15 protein-coding genes and 1 pseudogene are annotated in these 17412 nt (G+C 61.7%); 14 read left to right on the top strand and 2 right to left on the bottom strand.

The annotated features are described in order from the left end of the window. Positions 1-23 precede the first annotated feature (23 nt). The 10 genes and pseudogenes from AC1DZU_RS20135 to AC1DZU_RS20090 all read left to right on the top strand — a co-directional run bounded on the left by AC1DZU_RS20135 (position 24) and on the right by AC1DZU_RS20090 (position 9859). Complete coding sequence (locus AC1DZU_RS20135) at positions 24-1286, top strand: N-acetylmuramoyl-L-alanine amidase (RefSeq protein ID WP_477287639.1); 1263 nt, start codon at positions 24-26, stop codon at positions 1284-1286. A 213-nt stretch (positions 1287-1499) separates the two neighbouring features. Continuing rightward, positions 1500-3956, top strand: coding sequence for a penicillin-binding protein 1A (locus AC1DZU_RS20130; RefSeq protein ID WP_477228494.1), 2457 nt, complete (start codon positions 1500-1502; stop codon positions 3954-3956). A 117-nt stretch (positions 3957-4073) separates the two neighbouring features. After that, positions 4074-5205, top strand: a protein-coding gene (gene prfB / locus AC1DZU_RS20125; protein WP_477287636.1) for a peptide chain release factor 2 whose coding sequence is annotated in 2 segments (ribosomal slippage) — positions 4074-4139 and positions 4141-5205 — 1131 coding nt in all. Because the reading frame shifts where the segments join, the coding sequence is not laid out codon by codon here. A gap of 69 nt (positions 5206-5274) precedes the next feature. Next, positions 5275-6066 (top strand): annotated as a pseudogene (locus AC1DZU_RS20120) (IS5 family transposase). Positions 6067-6119: 53 nt separating this feature from the next. After that, positions 6120-6434, top strand: coding sequence for an EthD family reductase (locus tag AC1DZU_RS20115; protein WP_477287634.1), 315 nt, complete (start codon positions 6120-6122; stop codon positions 6432-6434). 286 nt (positions 6435-6720) lie between these two features. After that, positions 6721-7140 (top strand): GFA family protein, encoded by a 420-nt coding sequence (locus tag AC1DZU_RS20110; RefSeq protein ID WP_477287632.1) that lies wholly within the window; start codon positions 6721-6723, stop codon positions 7138-7140. A gap of 191 nt (positions 7141-7331) precedes the next feature. Next, the gene (locus AC1DZU_RS20105; RefSeq protein ID WP_477287630.1) at positions 7332-7706 is read left to right on the top strand and encodes a hypothetical protein; all 375 of its coding nucleotides are present in this window, start codon (positions 7332-7334) and stop codon (positions 7704-7706) included. A 132-nt stretch (positions 7707-7838) separates the two neighbouring features. Further along, on the top strand, positions 7839-8207 hold the full coding sequence (locus AC1DZU_RS20100) for a GFA family protein (protein ID WP_095091674.1): 369 nt from the start codon (positions 7839-7841) through the stop codon (positions 8205-8207). Positions 8208-8358: 151 nt separating this feature from the next. Beyond that, on the top strand, positions 8359-9009 hold the full coding sequence (locus tag AC1DZU_RS20095) for a YiaD family glycine zipper/OmpA-like lipoprotein (protein ID WP_095090696.1): 651 nt from the start codon (positions 8359-8361) through the stop codon (positions 9007-9009). 244 nt (positions 9010-9253) lie between these two features. Beyond that, positions 9254-9859 (top strand): hypothetical protein, encoded by a 606-nt coding sequence (locus tag AC1DZU_RS20090; RefSeq protein ID WP_477287627.1) that lies wholly within the window; start codon positions 9254-9256, stop codon positions 9857-9859. 172 nt (positions 9860-10031) lie between these two features. Here the strand turns inward: AC1DZU_RS20090 and AC1DZU_RS20085 are convergent, their stop codons facing one another. After that, positions 10032-11624, bottom strand: coding sequence for a DEAD/DEAH box helicase (locus AC1DZU_RS20085; RefSeq protein WP_477287625.1), 1593 nt, complete (start codon positions 11622-11624; stop codon positions 10032-10034). A 194-nt stretch (positions 11625-11818) separates the two neighbouring features. Then, positions 11819-12592: an NAD kinase gene (locus tag AC1DZU_RS20080; protein ID WP_477287623.1), complete on the bottom strand. Its 774-nt coding sequence runs from the start codon at positions 12590-12592 to the stop codon at positions 11819-11821. Between the two features lie 658 nt (positions 12593-13250). Here AC1DZU_RS20080 and AC1DZU_RS20075 point away from each other — a divergent pair. From AC1DZU_RS20075 to AC1DZU_RS20060, 4 genes are all read left to right on the top strand, one after another. Then, positions 13251-14207, top strand: coding sequence for an NAD-dependent epimerase/dehydratase family protein (locus tag AC1DZU_RS20075; RefSeq protein WP_477287621.1), 957 nt, complete (start codon positions 13251-13253; stop codon positions 14205-14207). Positions 14208-14567: 360 nt separating this feature from the next. Then, positions 14568-15659: an ABC transporter ATP-binding protein gene (locus AC1DZU_RS20070; protein ID WP_477287619.1), complete on the top strand. Its 1092-nt coding sequence runs from the start codon at positions 14568-14570 to the stop codon at positions 15657-15659. A gap of 4 nt (positions 15660-15663) precedes the next feature. Further along, positions 15664-16584, top strand: a complete 921-nt coding sequence (locus AC1DZU_RS20065) for an ABC transporter permease (RefSeq protein WP_477287617.1) — start codon at positions 15664-15666, stop codon at positions 16582-16584. Then, a complete protein-coding gene (locus AC1DZU_RS20060) occupies positions 16577-17377 on the top strand; it encodes an ABC transporter permease (RefSeq protein WP_477287615.1) in 801 nt (266 codons plus the stop codon). The genes AC1DZU_RS20065 and AC1DZU_RS20060 overlap by 8 nt, the downstream gene beginning before the upstream one ends. Positions 17378-17412: the final 35 nt, after the last annotated feature.

Here is a 17412-nt window from a genome sequence, read left to right as displayed (position 1 = left end):
AACCGGGAGCGACTGGAAGAGAGATGGGACTGGCAGACTTCACAGACAAGGGATGTCGTGTTGGCGGCCGGATCATCGTTGCCTTCTGCCTCGTGCTGTTGCTGGTGATCTCTTCCGCCTCGTCCTCCGTTGCCAATGCCGCCGAAGCACCGCTGGTGGCAAAAGGCTACAAGATGGCGGGCGATGCCACCAAGATGCGCATCGTCATGGATTTCGACCGCGAACCTGATGTCAAATGGTTCCTGTTGCGCGGTCCCAATCGTCTTGTCATCGATCTTGCGAATACGCGATTCGCCATTAACGCCAAGGACTTGAAGGCGCGCGGCCTGGTCAGGGGCGTGCGCCTGGGCGCGCTCGGCGAGGGCGTTTCGCGGCTGATCCTCACCGGCAAGGGACCGTTCGCCGTCGACAAGCTCGATGTGCTCAAGAACGAGGACGGGACCGGCTACCGCATCGCCATCGACATCTCGGCAGCCTCCGCACGCGAGTTCGACGCGGCACTTGCCAATCAGGCGTTGACCACCGGATCGACAGTTTCGACCGACAAGGGCGGGCGGGTCGGCACCGGACCGGTGTCCAATCCGGGCCATCGCTTCACCGTCGTCATCGATCCAGGCCATGGCGGCATCGACGGCGGCGCCGAGGGCCTGAACGGCACCATCGAGAAGAACGTCACGCTCGCCTTCGCCACCGAGTTACGCGACAAGCTGGCGGCCGTCGGTAACTATGACGTGTTCATGACGCGCGATACCGACGAGTTCCTGCGGCTGGATGATCGCGTGCGCATTGCCCGGCAGCACGAGGCCGATCTGCTGATTTCCATTCATGCCGACACAATCAGCGTCAAGGGCATTCGCGGCGCCACCGTCTACACCGTTTCCGACAAGGCTTCGGATCCCGAGGCGCAGGCGCTTGCCGACCGCGAAAATCTCTCCGACCAGTTCGCCGGCATGGAAATCAAGAACGACAGCAAGGAAGTCACCGACATCCTGATCGACCTGATCCGCCGCGAAACGCACAATTTCTCGATGAGCTTCGCCCACACCCTGGTCGGCCAGCTTTCGACCAGCGTCGGCCTCATCAACAATCCGCAGCGTTCGGCGGGGTTCAAGGTGCTGAAAGCACCCGACGTGCCATCCGTGCTGGTCGAACTGGGTTATCTCTCGAATGCCAAGGACGAGGCGCAGCTGCTCAACGCCGACTGGCGCGGCAAGGCGGCTCAGAGTATAACCAATGCCGTCGCACTTTTCGCGTCAGCCAAGACCGGAGCCGGAACCGGAGGCTGACATGCTCCGCGTCGCCCGGAACCCGAGGCAGCGTTGCGCGGCGACAACAGCTGTTGCCTTTATTTGCGGCCTGCGGTCACGAATTCAGGCATTGCCGTATTTTGTCCACATGGTGGCGACATGAGTTTTCGATTGCGGATTGGGACCGGCTCGAAAGCTTGCGCGGAAGGCGGCTTCGTTTAGGAAATTCCCGAACCAAGGACTGGAGCGGGTATGATTCGTCTCATTGGCTATTTTTTCGGCATCGGCACGACGCTGGCCCTTCTGGTCGCGGCGGGCGTTGCGATCTATATCGGCCATTTGTCGAAGGACCTGCCCGACTACGAGGTGCTGGCCAAATACGAGCCGCCGGTGACCACCCGCATCCACGCGTCGGACGGCGCGCTGATGGCCGAATATGCCCGTGAGCGACGCCTGTATCTGCCGATCCAGGCCATACCGGATCGTGTCAAGGCGGCCTTCTTGTCCGCCGAAGACAAGAACTTCTACAATCACCCCGGCATCGACGTGACCGGCCTTGGCCGCGCCATCATTGTCAACCTGCAGAATTTTGGCTCAGGCAAGCGCCAGGTCGGCGCCTCGACGATCACCCAGCAGGTGGCGAAGAACTTCCTGTTGTCCTCGGACCAGACCTATGAGCGCAAGATCAAGGAGATGATCCTCGCCTTCCGCATCGAGCAGGCCTATCCCAAGGATCGTATTCTCGAGCTCTACCTCAACGAAATCTTCTTCGGCTTCGGCGCCTATGGCGTCGCCGGTGCGGCGCTGACCTATTTCGACAAGTCGGTCAACGAGCTGACCGTGGCCGAGGCCGCCTATTTGGCTTCGCTGCCGAAGGGGCCGAACAACTACCATCCCTTCAAGCATGCCGATCGCGCGCTGGAGCGCCGCAACTGGGTCATCGACCAGATGGTCGAGAATGGCTACGTGACGCGTGAGGAAGGCGCCAAGGCCAAGGCCGAGCCACTAGGCGTGACGCCGCGCCGCAACGGCACCTATCTTTTCGCCGGCGAGTACTTCACTGAAGAGGTGCGCCGCCAGATCATCGCCCGTTACGGCGAGAATGCGCTTTACGAAGGCGGCCTTTCCGTCCGCACCACGCTTGATCCGAAGGTTCAGCTCATTGCCCGCAAGGCGATGCAGAACGGGTTGATGAAATACGACACGCTGCGCGGTTATCGCGGACCGGTGACGACCATCGACGTGTCCGGCGACTGGGGCGTGCCGCTGGGCAACGTCAAGGGGCTGGAGGATGTCCCCGAATGGTCGCTGGCCGTAGTGCTAGACAGTTCGGAGACCGGCCTGTCGATCGGCCTTCAGCCGGCGCGCCAGGCGTCGGGCGAGATCGTCAAGGAACGCGTCGAAGGCACCGTCAGCAAGGACGACATGGGTTTCGCCATGCGCCATCTGGTCGACGGCAAGACCGTCAAGGCCAAGTCGCCGGCGGACGTGTTGAAACCGGGCGACGTCATCTTCGTGCAGAAGAACGATGGCGCCGATGGCGCCTACAGCCTGCGCCAGGTTCCCGAGGTGGAGGGCGGCCTGATCGCCATGGATCCGCATACCGGCCGCGTGCTGGCCATGGTCGGCGGCTTCTCCTACGCCCAGTCCGAATTCAACCGCGCGACGCAAGCCATGCGCCAGCCAGGCTCCTCGTTCAAGCCGATCGTCTATTCGGCCGCGCTCGACAATGGCTATACGCCGGCCTCGGTGATCATGGACGGGCCGATCACGATCCAGAGCGGCAACACGACCTGGACGCCGAAGAACTATGACGGCACCGTTGCTGGTCCGGCGACATTGCGCTCCGGCATCGAGAAGTCGCGCAATTTGATGACGGTGCGGCTTGCCAACGATATGGGCATGAAGCTGGTCGTCGAGTATGCCGAGCGCTTTGGTGTCTACGACCATCTGGCGCCGTATCTGCCGATGGCGCTGGGCTCCGGCGAAACGACCGTGATGCGCATGGTGTCGGCCTACTCGATCATGGCCAACGGCGGCAAGTCGATCAAGCCATCGCTGATCGACCGCATCCAGGACCGCTACGGCAAGACGGTGTTCAAGCAGGACGAACGTGGCTGCCAGGGCTGCAATGCGCCCGAATGGCAGAACCAGCCGGAACCGGAACTGGTCGACAATTCCGAGCAGGTGCTCGATCCGATGACCGCCTATCAGATCACCTCGATGATGGAAGGTGTCGTGCAGCGCGGCACCGGCGCCACCATCGGCGAACTCGGCCGCCACATTGCCGGCAAGACCGGGACGACGAACGACGAAAAGGACGCCTGGTTCATCGGTTTTACGCCCAACCTCGTCGTCGGCCTCTACATGGGCTACGACACGCCGCGCGGCCTTGGCCATGGCGCTACCGGTGGTGGTCTCGCGGCACCTATCTTCAAGGACTTCATGCGGGTGGCGCTGGATGGCACGCCCAATGTCGACTTCAAGGTGCCCGAAGGCATGAATCTGATCGCCATCAATCGCAAGACCGGCATGCGTGCCGCTTCGGGCGATCCCGGCACCATCATCGAAGCCTTCAAGCCGGGTACCGGGCCCGCCGACAGCTATTGGGTGATCGGCATGGGCGCCGACGGCTCCAATGCCACCGGCGGTGCACTGTCGCCGCAGGCCAACCAGGCCATCCAGTCCGGCGGCGGCGGCCTTTACTGACGATTTTCATGAGCGGATGGGCTGGCCTTGCGCCGGCCCATTTTGCTTTACAGCCGGCGGCGGCCTCCCTATGTATCGCGCCGACCGATTTCATCAAACAGGACAGAACAGCCAGCCATGCGCGCGGAAACGCAGAATATTGTCGACGAGATCAGGCAGGCGATTACCCTGCTGAGGAGGCATCTTTGACTGGGATCAGGCCATAAAGCGGCTTGAATACCTCAACGTGCGCGCCGAGGACGCCAGCCTCTGGAACGAACCGCTGGAAGCGCAGAAGCTGATGCGCGAACGGCAGGGCCTCGAGGAAGGTATCGCCTCGGTGAAAGGCCTGACGCAGGCGCTGGATGACAATATCGGGCTGATCGAACTCGGTGAGGAAGAGGGCGACGAGGGCGTCATCGCCGAGGCGGAAGCCGCGCTCCGTTCGATGCAGGGCGAAGCGAAAGCCCGCCAGGTCGAGACGCTGCTGTCGGGCGAGGCCGACGCCAACGACACGTATCTTGAAGTCCATGCCGGCGCGGGCGGTACCGAAAGCCAGGATTGGGCCTCGATGCTCTTGCGTATGTACACACGCTGGGCCGAGCGGCGCCGCTTCAAGGTCGAGGTGCTGGAAGTGCATGACGGCGAAGAGGCCGGCATCAAGTCCGCCACGCTGCTGATTAAGGGCCACAACGCCTATGGCTGGCTGAAGACGGAATCGGGCGTTCATCGCCTGGTGCGCATTTCCCCCTATGACAGCAATGCGCGCCGGCATACGTCGTTCGCCAGCATCTGGGTCTATCCTGTCATCGACGACACGATCGAGATCGACGTGTCCGAATCCGATGTCCGCATCGACACCTACCGCTCGTCCGGCTCGGGCGGTCAGCACGTCAACACCACGGATTCGGCGGTACGCATCACCCACCTTGCCACCGGCATCGCGGTCGCCTGCCAGGCCGAACGGTCGCAGCACAAGAACAAGGCCAAGGCCTGGGAGATGTTGCGCTCGCGCCTCTACGAGGAAGAGCTGAAGAAGCGCGAGGCGGTTGCCAACGCCACCGAAGCGTCGAAGAGCGATATCGGCTGGGGTCACCAGATCCGCTCTTATGTGCTGCAACCCTATCAGCTGGTGAAGGATCTCCGCACCGGCGTCGAGAGCACCAGCCCGTCAAGCGTGCTCGATGGCGACCTCGACGATTTCATGGAAGCCTCCTTGTCGCAGCGCATCGAAGGCGGTGCGGGTGAAGCGGTGGTGGATCTGGATTAGGTCACGCACTCATGAACTGCTGGCGGTGGCTGCAAGGTTCTGATTCAAGCTTCTTGAAGGGAGCTGCTGATGGGCCAGCTTCGCTACGAGTTGACGGATTTCGAGTGGTCGGTGATCGAGCCGCTGCTACCGAGCAAGCCGCGCGGGGTGCCTCGGGTTGACGACCGGCGTGTTCTGAACGGGATTTACTGGCGTCTTCGGACCGGCTCGCCGTGGGCGGACATTCCCGAGCGCTACGGCCCGTATACGACCTGCTACAACCGCTTCGTCAGATGGCGCAAGGCGGGCGTATGGGACCGGCATCTTCGATGCCGTATCAAGGGCTTACGATGGCGATGTGCAGATGATCGACAGCTCGTCGATCCGGGTTCACCAGCATGGTGCCAACGGTAAAAAGGGGGCGCGCTGGATACCGCCCCCGGGGCGTGAGCCTGACGACAGATGCATGGGGCGCTCGCGCGGTGGACTGACCACCAAGATCCACGCGACGCGCGCGGCCTGCCGATCGCGCTCAAGCTGACGCCCGGACAAGCACACGATGGCAGGAGCGCCGCCGACATGCTCGATACGCTCGGCGGCGGCGACCTGCTGCTCGCCGATCGCGCCTACGACAGTGATGCCTTGCGCCTCGAGATGGCCGCGCGCGGCGCATGGGCCAACATCAAGCCGATGCCCGGCCGCAAACGCCGCCCGCCGTTCAGCGCCTTCCCCTATCGCTACCGCAACCTCGTCGAACGCTTCTTCAGCAAGCTCAAGCACTTCCGTGCCGTCGCCACCCGCTTCGAAAAGCACAGCGAAAACTACCTTGCTCTCGTCAAACTCGTTTCAGCCAAAATCTGGATGCGCTTTACGAGTCGGTGAGCTAGAAAGTCCCCCTCGGACGCTCGGAGAGGCGTTCAGGCAGGAGCCCGACCATGATCAAGATGAGCGTCTACTATCCGGCCGATCGCGGCTCGAAGTTCGATCACGACTACTACCGCACCCACCACATGCCACTGATCCAGGAACGGCTCGGCGATGCCTGCCTGCGCTACGAGATCGATAAGGGCCTTGCGGGTCGCGAACCTGGAAGCGCGCCGGAGTTCGTCGCGGCGTGCCACATCTACTCGCCGACCCTGGGGACATTCCAGGAGGCGTTCGGTCCCCACCGCGCGGAGATCGTCGCGGACGTCGCCAACTATACAGACATCGCGCCCATCGTGCAGATCAGCGAAATCGTTGGAGGGTAGGAGGCTTCGGCGCGTCAGGCGTAGCCGTTGAACTTTCCGGGATCGGCGTAGTGCTGGCGCACCTGATCCATGGTGACGTAGCCGGTGCCGAACCGGTCGACGATCGGGAATATGTGGTTGCCGTTGAAGCGAAAACTACCTTGCTCTCGTCAAACTCGCTTCAGCCAAAATCTGGATGCGCTTTATGAGTCGGTGACCTAGTCCTTGGAGCATGAATTCCATCCCGATTCCATCGGGATGGAGCAGGGCTCCAGAACCGCGGCCCTACATAGACCTGGATAGGACAATGGCTCGCAAGCTTGTCGGAAAATGTCTGTGCGGCGCTGTGCAATACGCCGTTCGGGACGAGTTTGTTTACGCTGCCAACTGCCACTGTTCCAATTGCCGACGAACCACGGGTTCGGCCTTCAAGCCGTTCGCCGGTATCGAGCGCGAAAAATTTGCCTTGAGCGAAGGCGAGGACAAGCTTCTGATCTTCGGCGATCAAAGCGGCCATGATGCGCATTGCGGGTTGTGCGGATCATTGCTGTATTCGCTCGTTCGCGAGGGGGCTTTTGTCCACGTGGCGATGGGAACCCTTGCCGACGATCCGTCCATCCGCCCGTCCGCCCATATCTTCGTGGGCTCCAAGGCGGGCTGGTTCACCATCACCGACGACCTGCCGCAATATCAAGAGCACGTGATTGCCGGGTCTGACGACGAATAGGCGTCGGTCGGCCACGTAGCAATTTCTTGCGCCGACTCACATTTGCGCTCACCATCACCGCATTGAGGGAGACAAAAGCATTTATGGCTGGGCGCGGCATATCTGCTAGCTGACGATCTGGCCGCTGGGAAGACACGTTCAGGGAACGGGCAAGCGAAACGCTTGATGGCTCGTTTGAAAGGAACGTTTCCATGTCTGCCACACCCAGATCGGCCAAAGCCGTCCGACCGGCCGGTCGACTCCTGTTTTCCCTGCTTGCAATTCCAATGATAGCAATGCTGTCCTCGCCGGCGTTGGCGCATGATGCCAGGCCGACCGCGGCGAAGCCGCAAGGCTGGAGCTATCCGTTCGCCTGCTGCGCCAATTACGATTGCCACGAGGTGTCGCAAACCTCGATCAGCGAGCGCCCGGAAGGTTATGTCATCAAGGACACCGGGGAGGTGTTGGCCTACAGCGACAGACGAATCAAGGATTCGCCCGACGGCGAATTCCATTGGTGCGCCCATGAAGCCGGGCTCGATGCCGGCAAGACCATCTGCCTGTTCGTGCCGCCGTCGTCCTTCTAGGCCTTCTGGTCTGGATTTAGAATGGAAGGTTCAGACGGCGCGCCGTCTGGCGCCTCTGCTGACAGAGAGTTGTCAGGAGCGCCTCTTTATGCTGCCTTTGCCGCACGAGGCGGCGGGCGACAGGAGGAGTTGATGACCATCAAGGCAAGCTGTCATTGCAAGGGGACGACATTCGAGGTTTCCCAGGCGCCGCAGACGGTGACGCAATGCACCTGCTCGTTCTGCTCGAAACGCGGCTCGCTCTGGGCCTATTACGTTCCGTCGCAATTCAAGCTCACCAGCCCGCCGGAGAACGTTTCCGTCTACCAATGGGGGTCAAAAACCGTAAAGCACGGTTTTTGCGCCACATGCGGCTGCGGCACCTTCACAGAAACGCCGGATTGGTCGACCGGCGAGCCTGATTTCGACAATCCCAAGATCAGTGTCAATTCGCGGCTGTTCGACGATTTCGATCTGGACAAGGTCGAAGTGGTCGTCATCGACGGCAAGAATCTCTGGTAGCCCGCCATGGGGCGACCGGCCAATCGGCGTCGGGGAAAAGCCGTTGCGGTAGCTTTTGCCGTTCCGCTTTTCGCCGCATTTCATGTTACAAGTCGCGGGAAGGGCTGATTTGGCGCCATCGCCGTGGCGTGACCTGGAGAGGGACGATCCTATGAAAAAGACTGTGCTCGTCGTTGTGGCGACGGCTTTGCTTGTGAGCGCCTGCACCACCACCGATCCGTACACGGGCGACCAGAAGATTTCCAACACCGCCGCGGGAGCCGGTCTTGGCGCCTTGGCAGGTGCCAGCCTCGGCCTCCTTGCCGGCGGCAACGACCGCCGCAACGCACTGATCGGCGCGGGTATCGGCGCGCTTGCCGGTGGTGCCATCGGCGCCACCATGGACCAGAACGAGGCCGAACTGCGCCGGCAGCTTCAGGGCACCGGTGTCAGCGTCACCCGCAGCGGCGACCAGATCATCCTCAACATGCCCTCCGACATCACCTTCAACACGGATCAGGATGCTGTGAAGCCCGGCTTCTACCAGGTGCTGAATTCGGTCGCGCTGGTGCTGAAGAAGTTCAAGCAGACCACGGTCGACGTTTTCGGCCACACCGATTCGACCGGTGGGGACCAGCACAATTTCGATCTGTCGCAGCGGCGCGCGCTGGCGGTTGCCAACTACCTGTCCGGTCAGGGTGTCGATCAGCGCCGCTTCGCCGTCACCGGTTTCGGCAAGACACGGCCGATCGCATCCAATGCGACGGCCGAAGGCCGCGCCCAGAACCGCCGCGTCGAGATCCAGCTGTCGCCGCTCACCTGATCTGTCCGGCAAGCGAATGCAAAACGGCCCCATATATGGGGCCGTTTTTGTTTGAGCGGATGCCGGCGCAGATTGGCGCTCAGCGAATTAGCTAGTTCTAACTAACTAGTTTCCCGCAGCCACGGAAAGGAATAGCATCGACCCTGTTCCGGAGGGGATGAGGCGGATACAACTGGCCGCGCAATCAGCATTTTTTCCCGCCTCGGTCTTGCACGGCCAGATTCAGAAAATCTGGGAGGAATGCATGACAAGAACAGCCAGCCTTGGGCGCTGCGGCGTCCTCGCTTTAACCAGTCTTGTGGGCGCATGGTTGGGCGTCGCCACGGCTCGGGCCGAGGATGCCGGCAAGGCCGACATAGAGGCCTTGAAGAAGTCGCTTGCCAAATATGAGGACTACACCGCCGCCGTCCGCGACCTCTATCTGTCGACAGTCGGCTGCGTCTACTTCAGCGGAGAAAAGATACCGGGCACGATGGATTACCCGAAAGGCGCCATGGGTATCCATTTCGTCAACGTCCCCAGCGTCGGCCAAAAACTCGATCCGATGCACCCCAACGTGCTGATCTACGAACCGACTAAAAAAGGCCTGCGCCTTGTCGGGGCGGAATGGCTGGTGCCGCTGACGCCGGACATCAAAGCGCCGCCGAAGCTGTTTGGCCAAACCTTCATGGGCCCGATGGAGGGACACTATCCGCTCATCCCGAGGGAGTTCGTCCACTACGATCTTCACGCCTGGTTCGTGGACAATCCGAACGGCCTGTTCAGTCCGACGAACCCGAAGGTGAAATGCAACAAGGCCGAGTTTCCGATGCTGGAGAAGCCGACCAAGATGATGCCTGGCCCGATGTAACGGGCGAGCCAGGCTCGGAGCAATTCCAGCACATGCGAAAACGTCTTCCGTCCGGAATGCGTCAAAACAGAGAGATAGAGCGGTTCGGGGTTTCAGTGAAACGGTGAACCGCTCTACGAGCTTACCGTGAAGGCAAGCCGATGGCCGGTTTGCCTTCGAATGCGATTGGGGATCAGACCTTGGCGACGATCCGCATGAAGGCCGGCATGTCGTCGCCGAAGCCGACAGTGGTGTCGTTGTCTTCCTGGCGGTGGCGGGCAGGGCGGTTGCTGTCGCGCTGCGGCCTGGTGTCGCCACGTTCCGGAGCGCGCGGTTCGTTGCGATCGGATGATTTGCGCTCGATGTTTTCCGAGCGGATCGCTTCCTTGCGTGCACGCCGTTCGCCGATGTCGGCGACCGCGGTCTCTGGCACATCAGGCTGTTCCTGCTGCTGCGCAATGACGGCCGGGGCGTCTTCCTCACTGTGTTTGGAGCGACGTTCGCCGCCCCTCTTGCGCTCGCCCCTGTCCTTGCGATCGTCATCCTTGCGGCCGGCACGGCGAGGCGCGCCCTTGCCACGGCGCGGAGCATCGTCCTCGCCCCCTTCGCTGGCGACCACCGTCGACAGGTCGCCATCATGCCACTCGATCTTGTTGCCGATCAACCGCTCGATGGCGTCGATATACTTGGTGTCCGACTTGGTCGCGATGGTGAAGGATTTGCCTGAGCGCCCGGCACGGCCGGTGCGGCCGATGCGATGGACATAGTCTTCGGCATGGATCGGCACGTCGTAGTTGAAGACGTGGCTGACGTCGGGGATGTCGAGGCCACGTGCGGCGACGTCGGAAGCAACGAGATAGCGCAGCTTGCCATCGCGGAAATTGGCCAGCATCTGCATGCGCGCACGCTGGTCCATGTCGCCATGCAGCGCGCCGGCGTCGAAATCATACTTCAGCAGCGAGCGGAACAGCTCCGACACCTCGACCTTTCGGTTACAGAAGATGATGGCGTTCTTCAGCTCCGCGTCCTCGGCCTTGATCAGGTTGCGCAGCGTCTCGCGCTTGTCCCACGGCTTGGAGCCGGATTTGACCAGGCGCTGGATGATGTTGGTGGCGGCCGACGCGGCCTTCGAGACCTCGACGCGCACTGGCGCGTGCAGGAATTTCTCGGTGAGCTTGGTGATCTCAGGCGGCATCGTCGCCGAGAAGAACAGCGTCTGCCTGGTGAACGGGATCATCTCGCAGATGCGCTCGATGTCGGGGATGAAGCCCATGTCGAGCATACGGTCCGCTTCGTCGATGACGAGGATCTCGACGCCGTTGAGCAACAGCTTGCCACGCTCGCGGTGGTCGAGCAGGCGGCCGGGCGTCGCGATCAGCACGTCGGCGCCGCGCTCCAGCTTCTTGTCCTGTTCGTCGAACGAAACACCGCCGATCAACAGCGCGATGTTGAGCTTGTGGTTCTTGCCGTATCTGATGAAATTTTCCTCGACCTGTGCGGCGAGCTCGCGGGTCGGCTCCAGGATCAGCGTGCGCGGCATGCGGGCGCGGGCCCGGCCTTTTTCGAGGCGGGTCAGCATTGGCAGCACGAAGGAGGCCGTCTTGCCGGTGCCGGTCTGGGCGATGCCCAAAATATCCTTGCCTAGCAAGGCGTGCGGGATGGCACCGGCCTGGATCGGCGTCGGCTGGGTGTAGCCGGCATCGGTGACCGCGGAAAGGACCTTCGGCGACAGGCCTAGGTCTGAAAAGGTCAACGCTTCTGGAGCGGTCGTGGTGTCTGAGGACAAGTGTTGTTGTCTTTGGCTGGTTCGGGGAAGCGCAACAGCATGTGTGTCGCGGCAAGCGCCACGCGCCTGCAAGATTGGTATTGCGATTAGGCGCAAGCCCACGATTTGTCAACAGAAACGGGCAGGAATGGCACGATTGTGAAGTTGTAACCTTAATCGCAATGCTTAATCGAGGCGTTGATCGCTGCGCCGGCTCAGTAGCGGAACTGCTCGGCGAGAATGCGTTCGTTCCAGGAATGATTGGGATCGAACAGCAACGTTGCCGTCGCGGTTGGTGATTCCCGCACCGTGACCGAGGTCACCGCCTTGACCTCGGTATGGTCGGCGGCGGCGTTCACCGGCCGCTTTTCCGGCTCGAGGATGTCGAAGCGCACGGTCGCCTTGTTGGAGAGCAATGCGCCGCGCCAGCGGCGCGGGCGAAACGGGCTGACCGGGGTCAGCGCCAGCAGCGGCGCGTCGAGCGGCAGGATCGGCCCATGCGCGGAAAGATTGTAGGCGGTGGACCCGGCAGGCGTCGCGATCATCACGCCGTCGCAGCTCAGTTCCTCGAGCCGTACCTGCTCGTCGACGGTGATGCGGATCTTGGCCGTCTGATAGGATTGGCGCCAAAGCGCCACCTCGTTGATCGCCAGCGCCGAAACCGTTTCGCCTTCCGAGGTCTCCGCCAGCATCTCCAGCGGGCGGATCGTTTCGGCGACGGCGGCCGCGAGACGCTCGGTGAGGCCACCGGAGCGGTATTCGTTCATCAGGAAACCGATGGTGCCACGGTTCATGCCGTAGACCTTCTTGCCCGTCCCCATCGTGTCACGCAGGGTCTGCAGCAGGAAGCCGTCGCCGCCAAGGGCGACGACGATCCCGGCATCCTCGATGGTGGACTGTCCATAGCGCGCCGACAGGCTTTCCAGCGCCGTCTTGGCGTCAGCGGTGTCGGACGAGACGAAGGCGATGCGGCTGGCGGTTTGGCTCATGGCTCCCCGATGACGACCGCGGCAGCCGGTTACCGGGGCCGCGCCAGCGTCGGGGTAGCATGGGCAGGGTACGTCTGCAAAGAGAGCCGTTGTTCCGGCCGGCGGGCGATCGCAAAGCGGCGAGATTCGGCCTGCCGTTCGCGCAAAATGTCAAAGGCAACGCGAATGTGATGGTTAAGACGAGGGTTAAACTATCGTAAAGCCGCATCGGTCATGTTAGCCGACAGTGGATGGTGGCGGGGGCCTAGCCAGTAGAGGCCGACATATTGCCGGTAGCACGCCTTATCATCGTCTTCCTGATGCTGGGAAGTTTCGCTCTTGTCTTCGCCGCACTGGTGCGCCAGTCCGAAGAGACGAGCTTTCGGCCTCAGCCCACGGCGTCGCGCTGCGGCGACGCAGCCGGAACGCCATGCCCGCAACGGGCGCTGTAACTCCCGAAGACATGTTGTTTCTCCCTGAAGCCGAGGCCGGTGGGCCGCCGCGGATCGATGGCGTGCGCCAAGCTTGCTCGTTGCGCCTGCGGCCCTTCGCGACGTAGATGAGAGCCTCGATTGGCGGATAGGCTTTGGACCGGTGGCGCAAGCCAACTATCCGTCGTTCTTGGGAAACAAGCCCTGCGGCGCGTTGACTGGCCGGGTGTCTGGAGGGGGAATTTTCCATGTCGCGCAGCGTGTTGGTTTCAGGTGGCTGCGGTTTCTTAGGCTCGCATCTGATCGACCGTCTGCTGCGGCGAAACGACCTGGAAAGGCTGGTCGTCGTCGACAATCTATGGACCGGGACGCGAGACAACATTGCGCATGTCACCGACCCGCGTTTCAGCCTTCAGATTGCCGACGCCGACAGCTTTTCATCCGGTGAGCGGTTTGACGAGATCATCCATCTGGCGTCGCCCGCTTCGCCAATATGGTACATGCGCGAGCCGATACGCACGATCAAGGCCAACATAGGCGGCGCGCTCAATCTTCTGATGCTGCTCAAGCCCGGCGGTCGTTTCTGCTTTGCCTCGACTTCGGAAATTTACGGCGATCCCAATGTTTCGCCGCAACCCGAGAGTTACAGGGGATCGGTCGACTGCACGGGTCCCAGGGCCGCCTATGATGAGAGCAAGCGCTGCACCGAGGCATTGCTGTTCGAGCAGCAGCGCGTCAGCGGGCTTGATGTTCGTGTCGTCAGGATTTTCAACACCTATGGGCCGCGAACCCGCATGGACGACGGCCGCGCCATTTCGAACTTTGTCATCCAGGCTCTGACGACAGGGGTCCTGACGGTTTACGGCGACGGCTCCCAATCGCGCAGCTGGGGTTATGTCGACGACATCGTCGAGGGACTGGAACGTTTCTTCTGGCGCGACAGCATCTCGCACCGGGGTCCGCTGAACATCGGCAACAATCACGAGGTTTCGGTTCTGCGCATCGCTGAATTCGTCAGCTCGCTTGTCCCTGGCAGCCGCATCGAGCACCAGCCTCCGGTTCCCCAGGATCCAACCAACCGATGTCCGGATCTGACTTTGGCGAGGCATGTCCTTCCTGGTTGGGAAGCAAAGACCGGCTACCGTGAGGGCATCGAGCGGACGTTCGAGTGGTTTCGCCAACAGATCGCCGCGACCAGGGCGTGACGCCTTCCTAGACCGGATTGGCGACAACCAGCGCAATACGCTCCTCGCCGCGCGCAGGGGAGAAGAGCGACATGGTCATCAGCAGCACGGCTGCCAGAAACAGGCGCATGACCTTGATCCAAACCCTGCAGGCCGCAGCGGTCACGCCACGACTTGCCCCAATTCATCAATGGCCTCGTCCTTGAGCATATCATGATGGGTTTACCGGCGCATCGGCGGCATCCTCAACGGTCGATGCCCTGCTCGCGACTGCAAAAAGATATTGACTGTATGTTTAGTCATAGTTATTCCTATCGGTGAGGATCAAGTTGGTCAGCCGGTTTTGCGCTGGTGAATGACCACGGAGGAGAGGGGAATATCTTGACAGCCATACGGCCCGCCGTTGAGGCGAAGGGCGTCACCAGGATCTTTCGGGGAACCGGTCAGGACCAGGTCAGAGCACTCGACAACGTCTCCGTCGCGATCCGCGAAAATGAATTCTTCACGCTGCTCGGCCCGTCCGGCTGTGGAAAGACGACGCTGCTGCGCCTGATCGCCGGCTTCGACTATCCGACTGACGGCGAAATCCTGCTCTATGGCCAGGACATCGCGCCGCTGCCGCCTTTCAAGCGGCCGGTCAACACCGTCTTCCAGTCTTATGCCCTGTTCCCGCACATGACGGTCGCCGACAACATCGGCTTTGGCCTGAAGATGCTTGGCAAGCCGAATGCCGAGATCGAGGCGCGTGTCGACACGATGTTGAAGCTCGTGCACATGCAGGAGCTCAAAAATCGGCGCACCAGCCAGATCTCCGGCGGCCAGCAACAGCGTGTGGCGCTGGCCCGTGCACTGGCACCACAGCCGAAAGTGCTGCTGCTCGATGAACCCCTGTCGGCGCTCGACCACAAGCTGCGCAAGGAAATGCAGATCGAACTGAAGCGGCTGCAGCACGAAACGGGCATCACCTTCATCTTCGTCACCCACGACCAGGAGGAAGCGCTGACGATGTCGGACCGCATCGCCGTGATGTCGGCGGGAAACATCCTGCAGGTCGGCACGCCCTGGGACGTCTATGACCACCCGGCGGAACGGTTCGTCGCCGACTTCATCGGCGAGACGAACTTCCTGACCGGCATGGTCGAAAGTGCGGGCAATGGCCGGGCGCGGATTGCCTTGCGCTCGGGTGCGAAGATCTGCGCGACCGCCGCCGCGGGTTTCCGCGCAGGCGGCAACGCAACGCTGATGGTCCGGCCTGAGCATGCCAAACTCGTCAAAGGCCGCGGCGACCTGACCGGTACGATCGAGACCATCGTCTATTTCGGCACCGACACGCACATCCATGTCCGGCTGGAAGAAGGCGGAGTCTTCATGGTGCGCCAGCAGAACTCGCGCAGCGCCAGCTGCGGCTTCGAAAACGGCGACAAGGTCGGCATATCGATCGGCGACGATGCTGCCCAAGTGCTGAAGGACTAGGGCCATGGCGACCGCGATAGAGGTAGCCGAAAAGGCCGAACGTGACGACATCAGGTCACGCTGGCTGCTTTCCACCCCGGCGCTGCTGATCGTCTTCCTCGCGGCCCTCGGGCCACTGCTGATCGTGGTCGTCTATTCCTTCCTCACGCCAGGCAATTACGGCGATGTGAAATGGCAGTTCTCGACCGATGCCTGGGTGAGCGTGTTGTTCGAGCGTGATGTCTTCGACGACACGCTGTCGTTGGCCACCGCATATCTGTCGATCTTCTGGCGCTCGGTGTCGCTGTCGCTGGCAACCACCGTGCTGACCCTGATCCTCGGCTTTCCCACCGCCTATTTCATTGCCACGCGGCCGGATCACCGGCGCGACATCTGGCTGTTCCTGATCACCATCCCGTTCTGGACCAACCTTCTGATCCGCACCTTCGCCATGCAGCAGGTGCTGCGCAATGACGGCATCATCAATTCGGTGCTGCAACTGCTTGGGATCACCGACCATCCTGTGCAGCTCATGTACACCAATTTCGCCGTCCTGGCCGGCATGGTCTACGTGTTCCTGCCGCTGATGGTGCTGCCGCTGTACGCCAGCATGGAGAAGATCGACTTCCGCCTTGTTGAGGCGGGCTACGACCTCTACGCAACGCGGTTCGAGGTTTTGAGGCGCATAATCATCCCGCTGGTCACGCCGGGCATCGTCGCCGGCTCGATCCTCGTCTTTATCCCCTCGCTCGGCGCCTATGTGACGCCGAGGGTGCTCGGCGGCGGCACCAATCTGATGATCGGCAACCTGATCGAGCTGCAGTTTGGCCAGGGCAGAAACTGGCCGCTTGGTGCGGCGCTATCGATCACCCTGATGGCGATCGTCATGGTGGCGCTGCTGCTCTATGTCCGCAACACGACCAGGTCGGATGGCGCCCATGGCTAATCGCTTCGACGTGCGGCGGCAGAACGGCTTCGTCAGCGTGGCGATGCTGTGTTTCTTCCTGCTTTACCTGCCGATCGCCACGCTGGTGGTCTACGCCTTCAACGACAATGATTCCATTGTGATCTGGAAAGGCTTTTCGCTGCGCTGGTTCCACATCGCCTGGAACAATGGGCTGGTCATCGAGGCGTCGATCCGCTCGTTCCAGATCGCCGCTGTCGCCGCCGTGCTGGCGACAATCACCGCCACGATGGCGGCGTTGGCGACGACCAGGACCAAACCGTATCCGGGATTGACCCTCAAATACGCCTTCATCAACCAGCCGCTGATGGTGCCGGAGATCGTCACCGCGGTGGCGCTGCTGATCGTCTTCTCGCGCATCAAGATCTGGACCGGCTATTCCGGGCTAGGCTACCTCGTCTCCGCGCACACCGCTTTCTGCATCCCGTTCGCCTATCTGCCGATCCGGGCGCGGCTTGAAAGCATGGACCTGGCGCTGGAGACGGCGGCGGCCGATCTCTACGCAACGAAGTGGAAGACATTCCTGCACGTGACATTGCCATTGCTCTGGCCGGGCATTCTCGCCGGACTGATGCTCGCCTTCGTCGTCTCGCTGGATGACGTCGTCATCACCGAATTCGTGAAATCGGGCGGCCAGGACACGCTGCCCACCTACATGCTCGGCCAGCTCCGGCGTACCGTCACGCCGGAAGTCAATGCGATCTCGACGGCCTTCCTCGTGCTGTCGATCGGCATCGTCACGGCCTTCTTTTTCATCAGCAGGAAACGGACCTGAGGCGGCAACGCCGACGGTCCCAACAATGGGAGCAT

It is taken from the genome of Mesorhizobium sp. P2_A12, assembly GCF_056405075.1.
Note: the sequence above shows the minus strand (reverse complement) of the source record. Positions and strands in the feature narration are given on the sequence as shown.

Bases quoted from the DNA above. Each gene is read 5' to 3' on its own strand.
- AC1DZU_RS20115 (WP_477287634.1), top strand. From the start codon at position 6,120: ATGATCAAGATGAGCGTCTACTATCCGGCCGATCGCGGCTCGAAGTTC.
- AC1DZU_RS20090 (WP_477287627.1), top strand. From the start codon at position 9,254: ATGACAAGAACAGCCAGCCTTGGGCGCTGCGGCGTCCTCGCTTTAACC.
- AC1DZU_RS20130 (WP_477228494.1), top strand. From the start codon at position 1,500: ATGATTCGTCTCATTGGCTATTTTTTCGGCATCGGCACGACGCTGGCC.
- AC1DZU_RS20075 (WP_477287621.1), top strand. From the start codon at position 13,251: ATGTCGCGCAGCGTGTTGGTTTCAGGTGGCTGCGGTTTCTTAGGCTCG.
- AC1DZU_RS20095 (WP_095090696.1), top strand. From the start codon at position 8,359: ATGAAAAAGACTGTGCTCGTCGTTGTGGCGACGGCTTTGCTTGTGAGC.
- AC1DZU_RS20080 (WP_477287623.1), bottom strand. From the start codon at position 12,592: ATGAGCCAAACCGCCAGCCGCATCGCCTTCGTCTCGTCCGACACCGCT.
- AC1DZU_RS20065 (WP_477287617.1), top strand. From the start codon at position 15,664: ATGGCGACCGCGATAGAGGTAGCCGAAAAGGCCGAACGTGACGACATC.
- AC1DZU_RS20110 (WP_477287632.1), top strand. From the start codon at position 6,721: ATGGCTCGCAAGCTTGTCGGAAAATGTCTGTGCGGCGCTGTGCAATAC.
- AC1DZU_RS20060 (WP_477287615.1), top strand. From the start codon at position 16,577: ATGGCTAATCGCTTCGACGTGCGGCGGCAGAACGGCTTCGTCAGCGTG.
- AC1DZU_RS20105 (WP_477287630.1), top strand. From the start codon at position 7,332: ATGTCTGCCACACCCAGATCGGCCAAAGCCGTCCGACCGGCCGGTCGA.
- AC1DZU_RS20135 (WP_477287639.1), top strand. From the start codon at position 24: ATGGGACTGGCAGACTTCACAGACAAGGGATGTCGTGTTGGCGGCCGG.
- AC1DZU_RS20100 (WP_095091674.1), top strand. From the start codon at position 7,839: ATGACCATCAAGGCAAGCTGTCATTGCAAGGGGACGACATTCGAGGTT.